Annotated in this window: 14 protein-coding genes and 2 pseudogenes; 9 read left to right on the forward strand and 7 right to left on the reverse strand. The window is 64.3% G+C overall.

Annotated features, from left to right (window positions below):
• Positions 1–18: 18 nt before the first annotated feature.
• The 5 genes from WKW80_RS07050 to WKW80_RS07070 form a co-directional block, all read right to left on the reverse strand.
• A complete protein-coding gene (locus WKW80_RS07050) occupies positions 19–2,592 on the reverse strand; it encodes a DUF1631 family protein (protein ID WP_340362847.1) in 2,574 nt (857 codons plus the stop codon).
• 111 nt (positions 2,593–2,703) lie between these two features.
• Positions 2,704–3,657 (reverse strand): protein translocase subunit SecF, encoded by a 954-nt coding sequence (gene secF / locus WKW80_RS07055; RefSeq protein WP_340362848.1) that lies wholly within the window; start codon positions 3,655–3,657, stop codon positions 2,704–2,706.
• Positions 3,658–3,675: 18 nt separating this feature from the next.
• Positions 3,676–5,553 (reverse strand): protein translocase subunit SecD, encoded by a 1,878-nt coding sequence (secD, locus tag WKW80_RS07060; protein WP_340362849.1) that lies wholly within the window; start codon positions 5,551–5,553, stop codon positions 3,676–3,678.
• A gap of 72 nt (positions 5,554–5,625) precedes the next feature.
• Complete coding sequence (gene yajC / locus WKW80_RS07065; RefSeq protein WP_340362850.1) at positions 5,626–5,961, reverse strand: preprotein translocase subunit YajC; 336 nt, start codon at positions 5,959–5,961, stop codon at positions 5,626–5,628.
• Between the two features lie 274 nt (positions 5,962–6,235).
• Positions 6,236–9,844, reverse strand: coding sequence for an indolepyruvate ferredoxin oxidoreductase family protein (locus tag WKW80_RS07070; protein WP_340362851.1), 3,609 nt, complete (start codon positions 9,842–9,844; stop codon positions 6,236–6,238).
• Between the two features lie 175 nt (positions 9,845–10,019).
• Between WKW80_RS07070 and WKW80_RS07075 the strand changes: the two genes are divergently transcribed.
• The 9 genes and pseudogenes from WKW80_RS07075 to WKW80_RS07115 all read left to right on the forward strand — a co-directional run bounded on the left by WKW80_RS07075 (position 10,020) and on the right by WKW80_RS07115 (position 17,031).
• Positions 10,020–10,502, forward strand: a complete 483-nt coding sequence (locus WKW80_RS07075) for an Lrp/AsnC family transcriptional regulator (RefSeq protein WP_340362852.1) — start codon at positions 10,020–10,022, stop codon at positions 10,500–10,502.
• Positions 10,503–10,666: 164 nt separating this feature from the next.
• Positions 10,667–11,938: a DUF6402 family protein gene (locus WKW80_RS07080; RefSeq protein ID WP_340362853.1), complete on the forward strand. Its 1,272-nt coding sequence runs from the start codon at positions 10,667–10,669 to the stop codon at positions 11,936–11,938.
• Positions 11,935–12,450, forward strand: a complete 516-nt coding sequence (locus tag WKW80_RS07085; RefSeq protein WP_340362854.1) for a hypothetical protein — start codon at positions 11,935–11,937, stop codon at positions 12,448–12,450. The genes WKW80_RS07080 and WKW80_RS07085 overlap by 4 nt, the downstream gene beginning before the upstream one ends.
• A 46-nt stretch (positions 12,451–12,496) precedes the next feature.
• Positions 12,497–13,012, forward strand: a complete 516-nt coding sequence (locus WKW80_RS07090) for a hypothetical protein (protein WP_340362855.1) — start codon at positions 12,497–12,499, stop codon at positions 13,010–13,012.
• A gap of 49 nt (positions 13,013–13,061) precedes the next feature.
• Positions 13,062–13,253: pseudogene (locus WKW80_RS07095) on the forward strand (Lrp/AsnC ligand binding domain-containing protein); the annotation flags it as partial.
• A gap of 103 nt (positions 13,254–13,356) precedes the next feature.
• Positions 13,357–14,115, forward strand: a complete 759-nt coding sequence (locus tag WKW80_RS07100) for a basic amino acid ABC transporter substrate-binding protein (protein ID WP_340362856.1) — start codon at positions 13,357–13,359, stop codon at positions 14,113–14,115.
• Between the two features lie 2 nt (positions 14,116–14,117).
• Entirely contained in the window at positions 14,118–14,885 is a 768-nt protein-coding gene (locus tag WKW80_RS07105) for an amino acid ABC transporter permease (RefSeq protein WP_340362857.1), read from the forward strand.
• A gap of 298 nt (positions 14,886–15,183) precedes the next feature.
• Positions 15,184–15,309: pseudogene (locus WKW80_RS07110) on the forward strand (PDDEXK nuclease domain-containing protein); the annotation flags it as partial.
• Positions 15,310–15,414: 105 nt separating this feature from the next.
• The gene (locus WKW80_RS07115) at positions 15,415–17,031 is read left to right on the forward strand and encodes an MFS transporter (protein ID WP_340362858.1); all 1,617 of its coding nucleotides are present in this window, start codon (positions 15,415–15,417) and stop codon (positions 17,029–17,031) included.
• 6 nt (positions 17,032–17,037) lie between these two features.
• Here WKW80_RS07115 and ltnD read toward each other — a convergent pair whose 3' ends face one another.
• A complete protein-coding gene (gene ltnD, locus WKW80_RS07120) occupies positions 17,038–17,943 on the reverse strand; it encodes an L-threonate dehydrogenase (protein WP_340362859.1) in 906 nt (301 codons plus the stop codon).
• Between the two features lie 43 nt (positions 17,944–17,986).
• Positions 17,987–20,179 carry an acid phosphatase gene (gene acpA, locus WKW80_RS07125; protein WP_340362860.1) on the reverse strand — a complete coding sequence of 731 codons (2,193 nt, stop codon included), beginning with the start codon at positions 20,177–20,179 and terminating at the stop codon, positions 17,987–17,989.
• Between the last annotated feature and the right edge of the window lie 186 nt (positions 20,180–20,365).

Genomic DNA, 20,365 nt, shown 5'->3' on the forward strand with positions numbered 1-20,365 from the left:
CGGCTGGCCGCTGATTAGTCAGTTCAGCAGACGCTCGGGATTGGCGTCGAGCTTGGCCAGCGCTTCGCGAGTGGCGCGAACGGTGAGGGTTTCCTCTTCGGCCGGCACCAGCAGGCCGGCCTGCAGGTAGGAGGCGAGTCGCCCGGCCTGGATCAGGAAATTGCGGCCGTGGGTGGCGGCGAACAGGTGCAATTGCTTGCGGTCGCTGCGCCAGACGAATTGAACCTGGTTCACACGACTGTTGTGATCGAGCATGAACCAAGTGCCGACCTGCAGTTCGTGTGCCCAGGCGAGCATGTCTTCGCTGACCTTGGTACCCGCATTCGGAATGACTTCGATCGAGGCGGCATCCACGCCCAGCAGCAGCTCGATGCTGCCGGCGTCGATCGGCAGTTCGCCAGAGACATCACCGCCCTCGTCGGTGACGAAGTCCTCGAGGTTGGCCAGTCGCTTGGCCATGGCATCGATCTGCGCGGTCGGAATGGCTTCGGTCTTCGACATGAAAGCGTCGGCCAGCGTATCGCCAATGATCTTGATGTGCTGTTCCTGCGGCTCGCCCACGATGCCCAGCAGCGTCATGCCGGCGCGCAGCCGCTGCAGCAGCTTCGGCAAGTCCTGGATCACGCGGGTGCGGTCGCTGCGGTTCGGCTTGGCGCTGGCAGCCCAGACCAGTTCGGAAGCCGCGCGCTTGAGCGTCACGGTCTGCTCATCCTGCCCACCATAGCGCAGCGCGGCAATGGCCAGCACTTCGGCCCAGACCTTGAACAGGAACTCGCGGATCTCCTCGCGCACCGGCATGTCGTTGAGCATCTTGCGCAACTCGATGGTGTACTGGATCGCCATCGTTTCCTTCTGCTCGACCTGCTGCGCGACGCTCATCAGGCGTTGCGTGGCATCGCTTTGCGTCAGGTACTTGTTCAGGAACGCGACGAACTCGTCGAACACCAGCTTGAATACCCGCTGGCCGGTCTCCGGATATTGCTCGATCACCTGGACGACGCGTCGGATCTCGCCTTCGAGTGCGCTGCCTGAAATGGCGGCCGCGTCGAAGCCCATGACACAGGAACCCATGCGGTCGATCAGCATGCGCGCAGGATGCTGCAGCGTGCCGAAGAATTCGGGCTCGGCAATCGCCACGCGCAACACGGGCATCTGCAGCCGTGCAAACCAGACGCGCGCCGAGAACGGAATGCGCTCCTCGGCAAGGATGGCCTGGAACATCAGCGCCACGATTTCGACGGTGGCCTTGTCGGCGGTGGTCGGCGCCTTCTTCTTGAGTTCGGCGCTGCGGCGGCGCAAGTCGACCGCCGTCTGCTGGACGGCCGTGGCTTCGTCGCCGAGGAGGTACTGCGACGCGGCAATTTGATAGGCCGCCTCCGCGTCCGCGATCGCCGCGGCAAAGGCTGCGCCGCCAATGCCGCCACCGGCACCCCCCACCATGCCGACGCCGACGCCGACGCCGCCGCCCATTCCGCCGCCGGTTGCAGACCTGACACCCATCCCGGTAGCGCCGACGCCGCCGCCCATCGCGCCGCCGCGTTGCGCCACGGTCTCACCGCCAATGCGCGCGGTCACGAATCGCTTGAGGTTCAGCAGTACGCCCTGGGCGCGCTGGCGCGCCACGAAAAACGGCGAACCGGCAATGCCATCCATGCCCGGCATCGCGGCACCGGCATAGCCACGTCCGCTGGAGCCGCCGCCGCCACTGCCACTGCCACTGCCACTGCCGCCGCCACTGGTACCACCGCTCCCACCCTGGACGGGCATCACGCCAATGGCCGCAGGCGCAAAACTGCCCGGTGGCACGCCGAAGCCACCGGCATAGCCGCCGCCGAATCCACCGGCCGACCCAGCGCCATATCCACCGCCCCCAGTGGGCGGATGGGCGCTGGCTTCATGCGCAAAGCTCCCGCCCAGCGCACCAGAATTCGTGACGGCGCCGGTGCGCTTGACGAAGTGCTTGAGGTCGATCTCCGGCATCACTCCCTTGGAGATCAGGAATGCGTTGGCGTCGTGGTAAGCGCCCACCACAACCTCCAGCAAGCGGGTATGGACGACGTCCTGCACCTTGTTCCAGAGTTGCCGGCTCAGCCCCGCGGCCAGCCATTGCTCGACCAGCATCTTGGCCAGCGACTCGGGCCGCAGCACGTCCTTGGAACCGAGTTCGGTCGTGCCTTCCAGGGACTGGATGCGCAAGCGCAGGTCGTTCAGTTCGAAGCTGGCCTTGTCCTGGATCACCAGCGCCAGCCGTGACGACAGGATGTTGTTTTCAACCACCTCGTCGCCAATGAGTTCGAGCGTCGACAACGAATTGCTCAAGCCGCCGGTGCTGGACGACACCCCCGCCAGGGCCTTGCGCCAACCGTCTTGCGCCAGCGAAACCCAGTTCGACTCCTTGGTCCGGAAAGTCAGGAAATCGTCGCGGTGCTCCTGCATTTCGCGCGCGGTGGCAACCTGCTGCGACAGCGCCGTCAGGCGCTCCCGGATGGCATGCGCGGACGGCGCGATGACCCCGCCGGTCGCGGTCACGAAACGCTCGCGGGCCTCACGGGCTAACTGCAAAGAGGCAACGTGGGACCGCTGGGTGCTCATGAATTAATCAAGACAGCTCGGGAACTTTGGCAATCGCCAAGCTTGCATCGGGAAGCCTTTTGACACAAGACCCGTTGCATGCTCGCCAACCCGCAATTTTCAGCATTTGAATCAGACCACGGCGCCCGCGTTCGGGTCGTCCGGGTCGCCGTCACGCTTGACCGGACCTTTGACCAGGTCCTCGCGCTTGACACCGAGCCACATGGCAATCGCCGCCGCCACGAAGGCCGAAGAGTAGATGCCGAAGCAGATGCCGATGGTCAGGGCCAGCGCAAAGTAGTGCAGCGTCGGCCCGCCGAAGAAGAACATCGAGAGCACCACGAGTTGCGTGCAGCCGTGGGTAATGATGGTCCGGCTGATGGTCGAGGTGATCGCGTTGTCGATGATCTCGATGGTCGTCATCTTGCGATAACGCCGGAAGTTCTCGCGGATCCGGTCGAAGATCACCACCGATTCGTTCACCGAATAGCCAAGTACCGCCAGCACCGCCGCCAGCACCGCGAGCGAGAACTCCCACTGGAAGAAGGCAAAGAAGCCCAGGATGATGACCACGTCATGCAGGTTGGCCAGAACCGTGGCCAGCGCGAACTTCCATTCGAAGCGAAACGCAAGGTAGATCATGATGCCGACCACCACCATGCCGAGCGCCTTCAGCCCGTTGGTAGTGAGTTCGTCGCCGACCTGCGGGCCGACGAATTCATTGCCGCGCAACTCGACTGCCGGATCGGCCGCCTTGAGCGCCTCCATGACCTGCGCGCCCTGCTGGGCCGAACTCATTCCTTTCTGCACTGGCAGGCGGATTTGCACGTCGCGCGAGGTTCCGAAGTTCTGCACCTGCACATCGGGGTAGCCAAGCTTGCCGATGATGTCGCGCACCTTGCCCACATCGGCGGACTGCTGGTAGCCCACGTTCAGCACCGTGCCGCCGGTGAACTCGACCGACAGGTGCAAGCCGCGGTGCAGCAGAAAGAACACGGCGAGCGCAAAAGTGACGAACGAAATGATGTTCAGCACCAGTGCATGGCGCATGAACGGGATCGTCCTGTGGATTCTGAAAAACTCCATGGCTTGGTCGTCCTGTTCTTATTCGGCCACGGCCGCGCCGTCGGTCTTGGGGCGCCAGACGGTGCCGATAGACACGGTCTTGAGCTTTTTCTTGCGACCGTACCAGTAGTTGACCAGGCCGCGCGAGAAGAACACGGCCGAGAACATCGAGGTGACGATGCCGATGCAGTGCACTACCGCGAAGCCGCGCACCGGACCCGAGCCAAAGGCCAGCAATGCAATGCCGGCGATCAGCGTGGTCACGTTGGAGTCGAGGATGGTGCCCCAGGCGCGGTCATAGCCGGCATGGATGGCGGCTTGCGGTGCGGCGCCATTGCGCAACTCCTCGCGTATACGCTCGTTTATCAGCACGTTGGAGTCGATGGCCACGCCGATGGCCAGCGCCATGGCCGCGATGCCGGGCAGCGTGAGCGTGGCCTGCAGGATGGAAAGCACTGCCACCAGCAGCAGCAGGTTGACCGCCAGCGCGATCGACGAGAACACGCCGAACAGCGCGTAGTAGAGCGACATGAACACCATGATCGCGGCGAAGCCGTACATCACGCTGTCGAATCCCTTTGCGATGTTGTCGGCGCCGAGGCTCGGGCCGATGGTGCGTTCCTGGATGATTTCCATCGGCGCCGCCAGCGAACCTGCGCGCAGCAGCAACGCAAGGTCATTGGCTTCGACAACGTTCATCGAACCGGAGATCTGGAAGCGGTTGCCGAGTTCGCCGTTGATCGACGGGGCGGTGAGCACTTCGCCCTTGCCCTTCTCGAACATCAGCATGGCCATGCGCTTCTTGTAGTTCTCGCGGCTCACGTCGCGCATGATGCGGCCGCCCTTCGAATCCATCGTCAGGTCGACCTTGGGCTGGCTGGTCTGGCCGTCGAAGCCGGGCTGGGCGTCCGTCAGGTTCTCGCCGGTGACCAGCACCTGCTTCTTGACGATGACGGTGCGGCCTTCGCGGTCGAGGAATTTCTCGGAGCCGAATGGCACCGGGCCGCTGCCGGTTTCGGCCGCGCGGCCTTCGGCGCTTTCGTCGACCAGGCGCATTTCGAGCGTGGCGGTGCGGCCCAGGATGGCCTTGGCCCGGGTCGGATCCTGTACGCCCGGCAACTGGACCACGATGCGGTCGATGCCCTGCTGCTGGATCACCGGTTCGGCCACGCCGAGTTCGTTGATCCGGTTGTGCAGCGTGGTGATGTTCTGCTTGAGCGCCGCGTCCTGGATCTTCACGCCAGCCTCGGGCCGGAACGAGGCGACGATCTTGTAGTCGCTGCCTTCCTGGCTGTCGACCGTGGTGAGGTCGGTGAACTGGTCCTGGATCAGGCGCTTCGCGATTTCAAGGCTGGCCGCATCGCGCAGGCGCACCTCGATGGTCTGGCCGTTTCGGGTGACCGACGTGCCCCGGATTTCCTTGTCGCGCAGACCGGTGCGGATGTCGCCGGCGAAGGTTTCCGCCTTCTTGTCGAGCACCCCCTTCATGTCGACCTGCATGAGGAAGTCGACACCTCCGCGCAGGTCGAGGCCGAGGTACATCGGGAAGGCATGCAAAGTGGTGAGCCAGGATGGCGAGCGCGACACAAGGTTCAGCGCCACCACGTACAACGGGTCATCCGCATTGGGCACCAGCGCATGCTGCAGCGCGTCGCGCGCCTTGAGTTGGTCGTCGGTGCTGGCAAAGCGGGCACGGACTGCCGACGCATCACGCGTCAGCAGGTCGGGCTTGAGCCCGGCCGTCTTGAGCGCTTCCTCGATGCGGGCCTGGGTCGACGCGTCGACCTTGGCGGTCGACTTGGCGGCCGACACCTGCACGGCAGGCGCCTCACCAAAAAAGTTGGGCAGGGCGTAGATGAGCCCCAACAGGAGAACGATCACGATGACCGTGTACTTCCAGACCGGATAACGATTCATGGCGGGAGGTTGAGCGTTGGAAGTTCGGCTTGGCGCATGGTTGCCCCGGGGGCGATCCCCCGCGGCCGTCAATTACTTGATCGCGCCCTTGGGCAACACCTGGACGACGGCGCTGCGCTGGATCTTGATCTCGACGCCATTGGCGATTTCAAGGCCAAGGTACTGCTCGCCGACCGAAGTGATCTTGCCCAACACGCCGCCGCCGGTGACGACTTCGTCGCCCTTTGCCAGCGCCTCGATCATGGCGCGGGCTTCTTTCTGGCGCTTCTGCTGCGGGCGGATGATGACGAAGTAGAAGACTGCGAATATGGCCACCATCATCGGCAGTTGCAGCCCGCCGAACGCAGACAACATGTCGCCGCTGGCAGCAGGAGCAGCGGTCTGGGCAAAGGCAGAGGAAATGAACACGGGAGTCTCCAGCAGAGAGGATGTCAGGAACGCGGGCGATGCCCACAGCAAGTCGCGGCGACCGCAGGGTGCGGCCACGCGGCGCGGGACCATGCCCGCGCGGCAGCACCCGGCATTGTATTCGTGGGTGTCGACGCGGCCGACCGCTAATCCGGCGCCGTGAACGGGGCTTTGGATGGCCTGCGTGGGGCACCCGTGCTGCTATTTGATTGATAGCAGCCAACGCCCAATGGCTGGGCGTTGCTGGCTTGGTCGTCTGAAATGACGGCAGATGTCAGGCCGCCGCGCGGGCTCCCTGTGGCTGGCGCCACTGGGTCATGAGCGCGGTCCAGCGCGTGCGCGCGGCGGCCAGATTGCGGTCCTTCACATGGCCGTAGCCACGGATCTGCTCCGGCAGGGCGGCAATTTCCAGCGCAGTGGCATGGTTGGCGGCAGTCAGTCCGGAGATCACCTCCTCGATGCTCGCGCGGTATTCGCCGATGAGGGCGCGTTCGGTCTTGCGCTCCTCGGTCCTGCCGAAGATGTCGAATGCGGTGCCACGCAGGCCCTTGAGTTTGGCAAGCAACTTGAATCCCGTCAGCATGCCCGGGCCGAACTTCTGCTTTTGCAGGTGACCCTTCGAGTCCTTCTTCGCCATGAGCGGCGGCGCCAGGTGGTAGTTGAGCTTGAAGTCGCCTTCGAACATGCCTTCGACGCGGTCGAGAAAACTGCGGTCGGTGTGCAGGCGCGCGACCTCGTATTCGTCCTTGTACGCCATCAGCTTGAACAGGTAGCGAGCGACGGCTTCGGTCAGGGTGTTCTTGCCGACCCGGGCGGTTTCGACCTGCTGCACCCGGCCAACGAAGGCCTTGTATTGCTCGGCATAGGCAGCGCTCTGGTAGGCGGTGAGGAATTCGACGCGACGCTTCACCACGCTTTCGACCGTTTCGCGCTTCTTGAACTCGATCACCTGGCCGGGCGTCACGAGCTTTTGAACGGCGGCGGGGCTGTGTGCGGCGCGGCGGCCCCATTCGAAGGCGGTCTTGTTGTTCTCGACGGCCACGGCGTTCAATTCGATCGCACGCATCAGCGATTCATGCTCCAGTGGCACCCAGCCCTTTTGCCAGGCGAAGCCCAGCAGCATCGGGTTGGCGTAGAGGCTGTCGCCCATCAGTGCGACAGCCGTGGCGTCGGCGTCGAAGGTGGCGAGGCCATCGGTGCCGACCGCGCGTGCGATCTCGTTGGCACACTGGTCTTGCGGGTTCTGCCAGTTAGCATTGCGCACGAATGCCGCCGTGGGCGCGCTGTGGCTGTTGAGCGCAACGTGCGTGCGTCCTTCGCGCATGCGCGTCATCGTTTCGTTGTTGACGGCCACCAGCGGATCGGCCGCAAGGATCAGGTCGGCCGCGGCGGTACCGACGCGCGTGGTGCGGATCGCGTCCTGCGTATCGCCGATCAGCACATGGCTCCAGGTGGCGCCGCCCTTTTGCGCGAGGCCGGCCGCGTCTTGCGTGACGATGCCCTTGCCTTCGATGTGCGAGGCCATGCCGAGCAACTGGCCGATGGTGATGACGCCAGTGCCACCGACACCGGCGACCACGACGCCCCATACCTGGTCTTTCGCAAGCATGGGCACCACGGGCTCGGGCATGGCGCCCATTTCGAATGGCGAGTTGGCCTTGCCCTTCGACTTCTTCTTGAGTTGGCCACCTTCGACGGTGACGAAGCTCGGGCAGAAGCCCTTGAGGCAGCTCATGTCCTTGTTGCAGGTGCTCTGGTTGATGGTGCGCTTGCGGCCGAACTCGGTCTCCAGCGGCTCCACGCTCAGGCAGTTGCTCTGCACGCTGCAGTCGCCACAGCCTTCGCAGACCAGTTCGTTGATGACGACGCGCTTGGCCGGGTCGACGGCCGTGCCGCGCTTGCGGCGGCGGCGCTTTTCGGTGGCGCAGGTCTGGTCGTAGATGATGGCGGTGGTGCCCTTGATCTCGCGGAATTCGCGCTGGATGTCGTCGAGCAGGTCGCGGTGCTTGACCGCGACGTGGTCGCCGGGGACGTTCACGCCTTGGTACTTCTCGGGTTCGTCGGTAACGATGACGACTTTCTTTGTGCCCTCGGCATGCAGGCTCTCGGCAATCTGCAGCACCGAGTGGCCCTCGGGCCGCTCGCCCACCTGCTGGCCGCCGGTCATGGCGACCGCGTCGTTGTAGAGGATCTTGTAGGTGATGTTCACGCCCGCCGCGATGCTCTGGCGGATCGCGAGCAGGCCACTGTGGAAATACGTGCCGTCGCCGAGGTTCGCGAAGATGTGCTGGTCGGTGGTGAACGGCTGCTGGCCCACCCATGGCACGCCCTCGCCGCCCATCTGCGTGAAGCCGATGGTGGAGCGGTCCATCCAGGTCGCCATGAAGTGGCAGCCGATGCCGCCCATGGCACGCGAGCCTTCGGGCACGACCGTGCTGGTGTTGTGCGGGCAGCCCGAGCAGAACCAGGGCTGGCGCCCTTCGGTCACGCCGCCACCGGCTTGCAGCACTTCCATCGAGCGCTCCTTGGCCTCCAGGATGGCGAGTTGCGCGTCGATGCGAGCGACCATGTCGGCTCCGGCCTGGGCAAGCAAGCCGGTCCGCTTCAGGCGCTGTGCGATGGCCTTGGCGATGAGCGCGGGGTTCAGGTCCGCATTGGCGCGCAGCAGCGTGTGCGAGGTCGGGTTGGGCATCGACCATTCGCCGCCCGAGTAGCCCTCGGCCGCATGCACCTCACCTTCGTCGTACTTGCCGACCACGTTCGGACGCACGTCGGAACGCCAGTTGTAGAGCTCTTCCTTGAGCTGGTATTCGATGACCTGGCGCTTTTCCTCGACCACGAGGATTTCCTGCAGGCCGGTCGCAAAGTCGCGCGTGAGCTGCGCTTCGAGCGGCCACACCACGTTCACCTTGTGCAGGCGGATGCCGAGTTGGCGGCAGGCATCGTCGTCGAGGCCCAGGTCGATCAGCGCCTGGCGCGTGTCGTTGTAGGCCTTGCCGCTGGCCATGATGCCGAAGCGGTCGTTCGGACCCTGGATGACGTTGTGGTTCAGCCGGTTGGCACGGATGTAGGCCAGCGCGGCGTACCACTTGTAGTGCATCAGGCGCGCTTCCTGCTCCAGCGCATGGTCGGGCCAGCGGATGTGCAGGCCGCCGGGCGGCATCTGGAAATCGGTGGGAATGACGATGTCGACGCGCTCGGGGTCGATCATCGCGGTGGCGCTGGATTCGACGATTTCCTGGATCGTCTTCATGCCCGACCAGATGCCCGAGAAGCGGCTCATCGCAAAGGCGTGGATCCCCAGGTCGAGGATTTCCTGCACGTTGGTCGGGAAGAACACCGGCGTGCCGCAGGCCTTGAAGATGTGGTCGCTCTGGTGCGCGGCCGTGCTGCTCTTGGAGATGTGATCGTCGCCAGCCACCGCGATCACGCCGCCGAATTCGGTCGTGCCGGCCATGTTGGCGTGCTTGAACACGTCGGAGCAGCGGTCCACGCCCGGGCCCTTGCCATACCAGATGCCGAAGACGCCGTCGAACTTGTTGGTGCCCTTGGGCGAGAAGCCGAGCTGCTGCGTGCCCCAGAGTGCCGTGGCCGCGAGTTCTTCGTTTACGCCCGGCTGGAAGACGATGTTCTGCGCCTTGAGGAACTTGCTGGCCTTCCACAGGGCCTGGTCATACCCACCGAGGGGCGAACCGCGATAACCGCTGATGAAACCGGCAGTGTTCTTGCCGTTGCGCTGGTCGCGCAGGCGCTGCAGCATCGGGAGCTTGACCAGCGCCTGGACGCCGCTCATGAAGGCGCGGCCGTAGTCGAGCGAGTATTTGTCGTCAAGCGTGACGGTTTCGAGGGCCTTGCGGATGTGCTCGGGTAGCGGGGCGTTCATGAATCCGGTCTCCTGTGGCGTGGCCTTGTGGGCGTGGCTGAAAAAGGTGATTGAGCCCTGGTAGGGCGCTCCCAAATGATCACGCAAAGTGTATGCCTGCACCTCGGATAGGTGTTTGCGTTCTTTGCCTCGAAAACCCGCGTTCTAGAAAGAATCTTTCTTAAAATCAGCGCATATGGAAAGCATTGACAAGTTCGACCTTGCGATACTGCAAGAACTACAGGCCGACGGCCGGCTGACCAACGCCGAGCTTGCGCAGCGCGTGGGGCTTTCCGCGGCGCCGTGCTGGCGCCGCGTGCGCGCGCTCGAGGAGGCCGGCTTCATCCGGGGCTATCACGCCGAGATCGACCGGCACCTGATCGGCCTGGGCGTGCTTGCTTTCGTGCGCATCGATGCCGAACGGGTGCAGGGCGACGCCACCCGCAAGCTGGAAGAGGCCATCCGCAAGATGCCCGAAGTGGTGTCCTGCCACTACATCAGCGGCACCGGCACCTTCGAATTGCAGGTGGTCGCTCAAGACCTCGACACCTTTTCCACCTTCGCGCGCCAGCAGCTCATGAACCTGCCCAACGTGAAGGACCTGCACACCAGCTTCTCGCTGGGCGAAGTCAAGGCCAGCCATGCGCTGCCGCTGGGGCACCTGTCGGCCTCTTCGTAAAGCAATCACGGCCGTTGCGCGCTCCTACGATGGGACGCGAAGTCCTGGCAGGAAATTCGGCTGGCGTCTGGTAGCCTCGGTGCACCAAAAAGAGTCAGGGAGCATGAATGAGCGGGTCAAGCTACGCGGAAGTCGGCCGATTCGAGTTCGGCAAGAACGGCAAAGTGATCCTGAGCAAGTCGGACACGCCGGTCACCTACTACAAGACGAATTGGCTTCTATGGACCTGGGTCGCCTGCGCGGCCAAGGACAGGAAGGGATGCGCGGCGCTGGAGCGAGCCGCGCTGTCGCTGGACCGCGCGCCGCCGCCCTTGCGCGGCCAGCCGACGCCGCCTCTGGCGCCCTCGCCTCCGCGCAAGACCCGGGAGCAATTGCAGGCCGAGCGAGACCGGAAGTTCGTGCAGAACCTGCTCGCGGTCGGCGACGCGATGCAAGACTGGTGGACGAGGCCGACGCCCCCGCTCTTTCCTCCGCGACAAGCCAAGGCGCTGGCACCGGCGGCGGCTGAACCCGTCATTCCGCCGTTTGACATCCAGGACGTTCCCGATGTCATGGACAAGACCAAGCGGCCGATGTCGGCTCGGATGATGCGGCATTGGTTTGCGGGGGCGTCCAATTACTCGCGGACTCCGGAGGACGTGACCAACGCGATCGACCACAACGGAAAGCCATTTCCGCTGAGCATGATCGATCAGAGCATCCTCAGGCTGGATTGGGTGCTAGGCTTTCCTCGGGCCAAGAAGGTGTATGAGGAATTGGTTGGAAAGAGCATTTACAAAGAAAAAGCAGAGCAAAAACTTCGCGAAGCTCTGCGACGATTTTTTCGTAACGGACTGCCAACGCTCCCGTATCGAGCGGACGCCACAACGGCTTGCGGCGGCGATGTCCACCGGCTGCATCCTGCATTCCAGTTTCAGCGCGGGCCGGTCGATGAAGGCTGGTCCGACAAGGCCGCCCTGCTTGCCAAGGAAAAGTTCGGCATCGCGATGGCGCCCGACGACCTGACAGGTGCGCTCGGTTCTTTCTCCATCTATGCGGCCATCGGTGATTTCGTCGTGGACCGCGGCGGCACCGCCACGGTGGAATCCGTCTACGTCTATGTGCGGGATTCGTACTCCTTCCTGGATCCGGAGGAAGGGTCCATAGCGGTTCGCGTAGCAAGCGCACTGGGCGCGACCCAATACCTGGGCCACTGGAACCAGAACGGCGTCTATCTCGCACCATTGCCGCTGCAGGGCGACGGCCTGGCGCTGCGGGCCATCAGCAGGCCCTTGGTGGACATCGACAAGAGCATTTACGAGAAGGGCACCGTGATGTACCCGGTGACGAACAAGAGCTTTCGTGACTGGCGCGACAGGCACGGCCAAGGCGGCGATTTCATCGCCTATTCAGACGTGAGAAAGGTCTGGATTCGACCGATCAAGGTGAAGCTGTGACGGCGATTCCATTCGAGCTGTTCGGCGGGCACTACTACCTGCGCCAGGGGCTGTGGATGTTGTGCGTCCCCGTGCTGGCGTGGATGCTCTTTCTGTCGCCGTGGGTCATCCTCAAACAGGGGGAGGGCCGCAAAGAGCGCGCGATCGGACGCGCGAGAAAGATCGGTCGATGGCTGCTGCTAGCGGCCGTTCTTTACATCGCACAGGGGATGGTGGACCGCGCCTTTGCTACTGAATGCGTTGTCAGAGGGAGGTCACCCGACGGCTTGTACGAGTTGGAGGTCTGCCTCATGGGCGGCAGAGTGCAGGACTCCGACATCGAAGGCCTCGTGCGCCTTCGCTCGACAAAGGACGGCACCATCCTGGCCGAAGCGGAATTCCACGACCCGTCCTTCAATAACATCCTTTGGGACTGGAATGGAAAGCTGGTGATAGTGGGCGCTAGCAGTGGGGCGGCGTTCATCCACCTGCCGCCCACGTGGCTGGACCGCTTGCGTGCCAAACTGCCGTGAAGAAGCAATCGCATTGGCCGACGCGGCCCCTTCATGCGAGTCAGCCATGACGGCGACTCCCTTCGAATTGTTCGGCGAGCAGTACTACCTGCGCCAGGGCTTCTGGATGCTGTGCATTCCCATCCTTGCATGGATGGTTCTTCTGTCGCCGTGGATCATCCTCAAGCAGGTGGAGGGCCGCAGGGAGCGCGCCATTGCACGTGCGAGAAAGCTCGGGCGCTGGCTGCTGCTGACGGTAGCTCTTTACATTACCGGGGGAATGCTGGACCGAACCCTTGCCGCCTACTGCAGTGTCGGAGACGAGGGACGGTCTCCCGACGGCCTGTACGAGTTGGAGACCTGCTATATGGCTGGCAGGGGGCAGGACGCCACTCTCGACGGCATTGCGCGGCTTCGTTCGACAAAGGACGGCACCGTCCTCGCCGAGGCGGAATTCCAGAATCCATCCTTCAGCTGGATCTATTGGGACGAAAGGTACGTGCATGTGGGGGTCGGCGACGGGAGTGTGAATATCACCTTGCCGCCCACATGGCTGGACCGCTTGCGCGCCAAGGTGCCATGAAGAAGCAAGCGCATGGGCCGACCCGGCCCATTCGTGCGAATCTACTATCGAAGTGGTGTCTTGCCACTGCATCAGAGGGACCGGCACCCTCGAACTGCAGATGGTGGCGCAGAACCTCGACACCTTTTCCACCTTCGCGCACCAGCACCTGATGAACCTGCCGAACGTGAAAGCCCTGCACATCAGTTCTTCACTGATGGAGGTGAAGGCGAGCAGTGCGCTGCCGCTCGGCCATCTGGCGCCTGGGGGGACGTGGAGTCGTTCGGACCGGTTCGGCGCCTCGCGGCGGGGCCTGTTCGCACGCCTAGAATTTCCAGACCACAACTATTCCACCTGGAGACCGAATGAACCGCATCCGCCGCGCCCTCGCGCTGGGCTTCGCCGCCGCCACCCTTGCGCTCGGCGCGCAAGCCCAGAACCGCGAACTCACCGTGGCTTCCAGCGCCACCTACGCACCGTTCGCGTTCGAGAACAAGGACAAACAGATCGTCGGCTTCGATGTGGACATCATCAATGCCATCGCGAAGAACCAGAACCTCAAGATCAAGCTGGTCAACACGCCCTGGAGCGGCATCTTCGCGGCGCTGAACAACGGCGACGTCGACCTGATCATCTCGGGCGTGACCATCAACGAGAAGCGCAAGCAGAGCTACGACTTCTCGCCCTCGTACTTCGCGGCCAAGCAATTGATCGCAGTACCCAAGGCCAGTAGCGTCGCGTCGCTGAAAGACCTGAACGGCAAGAAGATCGCCGTGGTCAATGCCTCGACGGCCGACGACGTGGTCTCGCGCGAATTCGGCAAGACCAACCCGAACATCCGCCGCTTCGAAAGCACGCCGCTGATCATCTCGGAACTGGCGGGTGGCGGCGTCGATGCAGCGGTGGGCGACAACGGCGTGATCGCGTATCGCGTGGCGCAAAACGCCGACCTCAAGACGGTCGACGACAAATCCTTTCCTGAGGAGGGCTTCGGCATCGTCGTGAAGAAGGGCGACAAGGCGCTGCAGGACAAGCTCGCGGCCGGCCTCGCCGCGATCCGTGCGGACGGCAGCTACAACACCATCTACAAGAAGTGGTTCAACAAAGACCCTAACACCCACTGACCATGGAGCCCATCGTCTGGTTCGGCTGGTTTCGGGTCGACATCCTTCTCGAATACAAGGAACTGTTCCTGCAGGGCGCGTGGATGACGCTACGCATGACCGTGGTCTGCGTGCTGCTGGGTTCGAGCTGGGGCCTGTGCCTGGCCATTGCGCGGCTTGCGAACGCGCGGCATGCGCCATGGTCGTGGATCACGCGCTACCTGCTGCGCTGGCCGTCGACGGTGTACGTGAGTTTCTTTCGCGGCACGCCGCTGTTCGTGCAGATCCTGCTGATCCACTTCGCGGTGATGCCGGTGTTCATCCATCCAACCAGCGGGCTGCTGATCACGGGTGATTTGGCGCGGGAGCTCAAGCAGGAGCATGGCGCGCTGATCTCGGGCATCGTTGCGCTGACGCTGAACTCGGCGGCCTATATCTCGGAAGTATTCCGCGCAGGGATCCAGTCGATATCCAAGGGGCAAGTGGATGCGGGGCGCTCGATCGGCTTCACGCCGGCACAGGTGATGCGCTACGTCGTGCTGCCGCAAGCCTTCCGCCGCATGCTGCCGCCGCTCGGCAATAACGCTATCGCGCTGTTGAAGGACACTTCTCTCGTGTCCGCCATCGGGCTGGCGGAGCTGGCGTACGCGGCGCGCACTGTGGCCGGAGCCTATGCGCGCTATTGGGAACCCTACTTGGCGATCTCGGTGATCTACTGGTTCATGACGTTGGCGCTGACGACGATGCTGCGGCGGCTGGAACATCGGCTGGCGCGTAGCGATCGGGGCTGAGACTACGAAAGCACTTGGCGCCTCTGGCGCCGCGCCAAATACACGGTTCTTGCGATTGAGAAATCGTCCCGGGCGGTGAGAAACTAGCAGCGAGTCCCACCAACCCCAAGCCCGTACGCCCGCCTCCATGGCCATCAAGAAATCACAGAGTGCGAAAGCCTGTTCGGCGCCTGAGGAGCTACCCGGCAAGAAAAATCAACCGGTGGCAACACCGCCCGCTCACGACATGGCCTTGATTGCCGACGTTCGCCAACGGATCGACGGTGCGCGCCGGCGTGTGGCCCGTCAGTTGCAGGAGCGCATGAGCGGCATCCATGTCGCCGAGTACCTGACGGTGTTGCCACCACGTGAGGCTTTGCAGGCCCGATTGCACCAGGCCATCGCAACTGCACCCCCTCGCTTGCTTGGAGGAGTCGATTCATGATTGACATGCTGGTATCGCGGTGGCGGCACGTCAGAGAGATCTTGAGTCAATTGCTCGTGCGGCATGAGGAATAGGATTACTGAGAATCTTCACGAAATACCATCGATGCCACCTATATCCACCGAGGAGACACCGCCGCAGTCCGTGCGCCCCACGCGCATCGGCGCGCTGACGCCCCTCAAGCTCCCGGTGTTCCGCATGCTCTGGAGCACCTGGCTCATAGCCAACATCTGCATGTGGATGAATGACGTGGCGGCGGCATGGATGATGACCACGCTGACGAGCACGCCGATCTGGGTCGCGCTGGTTCAATCGGCCTCGACCTTGCCGGTGTTCCTGCTCGGCCTGCCGAGCGGCGCGCTGGCGGACATTCTCGACCGGCGGCGCTGGCTGATCGCGACGCAGTTCTGGCTGGCCATCGTGGCGATCGTGTTGTGCGCGGCGGTGGCCCTGGGGTGGATGAGTGCGCCACTGTTGCTGGCGCTCACCTTTGCCAACGGCATCGGCCTGGCGATGCGCTGGCCGGTGTTCTCGGCAATCGTGCCGGAGCTGGTGCCGCGGCCGCAATTGCCGGCGGCGCTCGGACTCAACGGCATTGCGATGAATGCCTCGCGCATCATCGGGCCGCTGGTGGCCGGCTCGCTGATCGCGAGCGCCGGCACCTTGTGGGTGTTCGTGCTCAACGCAACCATGTCGGTAGCCTCGGGCTTCATCGTGCTGCGCTGGCGGCGCGAGCACACGCCCAATCCGCTGGGGCGCGAGAAACTCATCAGCGCAATGCGCGTCGGCGTCCAGTTCGTGTGGCAATCGCAGCGCATGTGGGCCGTGCTGTCGCGTGTCGCGATCTTCTTCCTGCACTCGACCGCGCTGCTCGCGCTGTTGCCGCTGCTGGCACGCGGGCTGAAGGGCGGCGACGCCGGGACCTTCACGCTGCTGCTGGCGGCGATGGGCGCGGGCGCAATCATCGCGGTGCTGTTCCTGCCACGGCTGCGACAAGGCTTCGAGCGCGATCAACTGGTGTTGCGTGGCACGCTGGTGCAATCGGTGGCGACGGCAGTGATGGCGTTTGCGCCTAACGTGTGGATCGCCGTGCCGGCCATGATGTTCGGCGGCGCAGCGTGGATCACGGTGGCCAATTCGCTGTCGGTCTCGGCGCAGTTGGCGCTGCCGGACTGGGTCCGCGCACGGGGCATGTCGACCTACCAGATGGCGATCATGGGCGCGACCGCCTTCGGCGCCGCGGTGTGGGGCCAGATCGCCACGCTGTCGACATTGCAGGCGACCCTTTGCATTGCAGCCGTGAGCGGCACCTTGACGATGCTGGTCGCGCTGCGCATGGTGCGCGACCACGGCACCGACGACGACGTCAGCCCCGCGCAGCCCGGCTGGAGCAAGGCGCCTGCGCATCCGGCGCCGGGCGAAGGGCGCGTGGTGATCAACGTCGAATACATCATCGACCCCGCGCGCGCGGCCGCTTTCCTCATCGTGATGCACCAGACCCGCCGCACGCGCCTGAGCGAAGGCGCGATCGACTGGGACTTGCTGCACGACATCGCCCAGCCCCAGCGCTATGTGGAACAGATCGTGGACGAGTCATGGACGGAGCACCTGCGCCGCTTCAACCGTGCGACCGCCGCCGACCTGGCGCTGCGCGAGCGCCGGCTTGCGTTCCACCTGGGCGAAGACCTGCCTGTCGTGACCCGCTATATCGTGCAGCGATAAGGGTTGCTACGCCTTCTTCGGCAACTCGATGCCGGGAAAGATCTTGATCACCGCGCTGTCATCCTCCTTGGCAAAACCCGCGGTCGAGGCCTGCATGAACATCTGGTGCGCCGTGGACGACAGCGGCAGCGGGAACTTGGTCGCGCGCGCCATGTCGAGCACGATGCCGAGGTCCTTCACGAAGATGTCCACGGCAGACAACGGTGTGTAATCGGCCGCCAGCACGTGGGCCATGCGGTTCTCGAACATCCAGCTGTTGCCGGCGCTGTGCGTGATGACTTCGTACAGCGCCGCCGGGTCCACGCCTTCGCGCAGGCCAAGCGCCATGGCCTCGGCGGCGGCCGCGATGTGCACGCCGGCCAGCAACTGGTTGATGACCTTGACCTTGCTGCCGGCGCCGGCGCGGTCGCCGAGCCGGTAGACCTTTGCAGCCATCGCGTCGAGCACCGCGCCGGCCTTGGCATAGGCCTCGGGCCTGGCGGCGGTCATCATCGTCATCTCGCCGCTCGCGGCCTTGGCGGCGCCGCCGGAGATCGGCGCGTCGATGTACAGAATGTCCTTCTTTGCCAGCCGCGACTCGAATGCCATGGACACGTTCGGGTCGACCGTCGAGCACATCACGAACACGCTGCCGGGCTGCATCGCCGCCGCCAGGCTGCCGTCGCCGTCGCCGCCGGCACCGAACAGCACGCTCTCGGTCTGCGCCGCGTTGACGACAACCGAGACCACGACGTCGCAGCGCGCGCCCAGGTCGGCCAGCGTCGCGCAGGCATGGCCGCCATCGCGCACGAAAGCTTCGGCGGCGCCAGGCCGCACGTCGAACACGTGCGGCGAATGGCCGGCACGGCGCAGCGACTGGGCCATGCCGCTGCCCATCGCGCCAAGGCCGATCAGTCCAATGGTCAAGGTCATGGATGTGTCTCCTTCAGGGAGACGCATGATGACCCAAAAAGCGTCAGGACCTGCCGCCGAAGTCCAGCGCGCCGGTGAGGTCGCCCATGGGACGGCCGCCGTTCTTCACGAGCGCCCTGTCGCGTTCGACCAGGCCCGGCAGCGGCGGCAACGACCAGCGGTGCGTGATGAAACGCAAGGTCGAGGCGGTGTCGTACTGCGTCTTGTCAACGAAGCCCTTCTTCGCAAACGGCGAGATGATGATCGCCGGGATGCGCGTGCCCGGCCCCCAGCGGTCGGCTCGGGGCACGGGCGCGTGGTCGTAGAACCCGCCGTTCTCGTCGTAGGTGACGACGACGAGCATGTTCTTCCATTGCGGGCTCGCCTGAAGCTTGGCAATGAGGTCGGCGATGTGGGTGTCGCCGTCGCTCACGTTGGCATAGCCGGCGTGCTGGTTCAGGTTGCCCTGCGGCTTGTAGAAGCTCACTGCAGGCAAGGTGCCGGCGGCCATGTCCTTCAGGAAGTCGGCGTCGAAGTCCTTCAGGTGCAGGGCGCGCTCGCCGGGGTGGGCCACGGGATCGAAGCGGGCGTAATAGTTGAAGGGCTGGTGGTGGTACTGGAAGTTGGGCGTCAACGCCGCCGGCGGCACGGCGGCCGGGAAGGCTCGGCTGCCGGTCGCGAGCGCCGTGGTGCTGTTCCACGCGCCGCCGTACCAGGCCCAACTCAGGCCCTTGGCGGAGAGCAGGTCGCCGATCGTGGCCTGTGTCTGCGGCGGCAGCGTCGTGGCCTTGGCCGGATCGGCGAAGAGCTTGGTGGCGTCGTTGGGCGCCGGTGCATTGCTGCTCGGCTGGTAGGCCGGCTGCATGGTGTTGACTGAATAGAACATGCCGCTTGCATCTTTCGGCGTCAGCGTGCTGTCGTGCTTGTAGACGGGCGCGCCGTTCAGCACGGAGGCCGGCGACGAGGCCGCGGGTGTCAGCCGGACGAAGTTGCCGTTGGCATCGACGTCGATGGCGGAGATCGAACCTTTGGCGGGTGAGGTTTCAGCGTCGGCGTTCGGATAGGTCGGCACGCAGGCGCACACCAGGTATTGATGATTGAGGTAGGAGCCGCCGAAAGCGCCCATGAAGAAGTTGTCGGCCAGCGTGAACTGCTGGGCCACCTTCCAGAGCTTCATGCGGCTGCCGTCGTAGTAGCCCATGCTGAGGCCGCCGACGTCGGAATAGGCGGCGAACTTATCGTTCTTGCCACCATTGATCTGCATCTGGTTGTTGTAGAAGCGGTGGACCAGATCGCGCGTGATGGTCTGCTGCGACACGACGAGACCGGTGTTGAAGAAGCCGGCCGGGTCGTCGATCCGGTACATCCTGTTCGGCATGCCGACGGTCTGCGCCTGCGTGACCACCGTGGGTTGGCCAGCGGCCGTCACGCCACCCCAAACCGGCGGCAGGCTGGGCAGCACGGCGCCGTCGAAATCCTTCTGCGGCTCGGCGGGGCTGGCCGCCGGGTTGGCGCCAGGCACGCCGTTGGCCCCGGGGAACAGCCCATAGAGGTTGTCGAACGAGCGGTTCTCCGCATAGATGATGACGACGTTCTGGATCGGATCGAGTGCAAAGCGGTTGCGCAATGCGCGCACGATGTCGCCGCCGGCGCCTGCTTCTGCAACGGCTTCCGCGATGCGCGGTGTCGCCTGCTCGATCTCGGTCTGCAGCGCCGCCTTGGCCTTGGCGTCGCCCAGCTTGTTGTGATCCGCCAGCAGTTGCGCTTCGCCGACGCCAAGTCGCGTAGCAAGCGTCGTCCGGGCAGTTGCCACATTGCCGCCATTGGCCGCGGCAAGCACGACGAGTTCGGTGCTGATGGCGCTCAGCACGCCATTGGCCTCGGCGGGCGCGCGGAACACCAGCGGCTGGAGGACGGCGCTTTCGGTGCCGGTCGCGGGGTCGAAGCGCCTGCTCGACGTGCCGATCTCCGCGACCAGCGCGCCCCGGCCGCCAACGACGAAGGCGCCGTTGGCATTGCTCATCGCGCTGGTCTCGCCGGGATCGCAACGGCCATTGCCGTTGTCGTCGACGCAGACCTTGGCGTTGCGGTAGTAGCTTCCCGTCACCACGCCGCTCGTCGATGGCCCTGCCGCGCCGCCCGGGGCGCCGCTGCTGCCGCAGGCCGCCAGAAGCCCGGCGGCCACTGCGGCAACGGGCCAGCAGCGCAAAGGCGCTTGAACGCGCCCGGAGGTGGAGTTGGAGCGAGGGAGATTCATGGGTGTGACCGTGGCCTTTTACGCTGCATTCTGACGGCGGGCGTCCGTGATTTCTCCGCCATCTCCTATGGTCTTTCACTTGAATGACAGCCCCATGGCAAAAGGGATTGCTTGAGCATGCCAACAAGGGTTCCAGCGTCATGGCGCCTGAACATGTTGGTGATACCGTGGACGGCACCGTATCGT

This window comes from Variovorax humicola, from assembly GCF_037889915.1.
Lineage (GTDB): Bacteria > Pseudomonadota > Gammaproteobacteria > Burkholderiales > Burkholderiaceae_C > Variovorax > Variovorax humicola.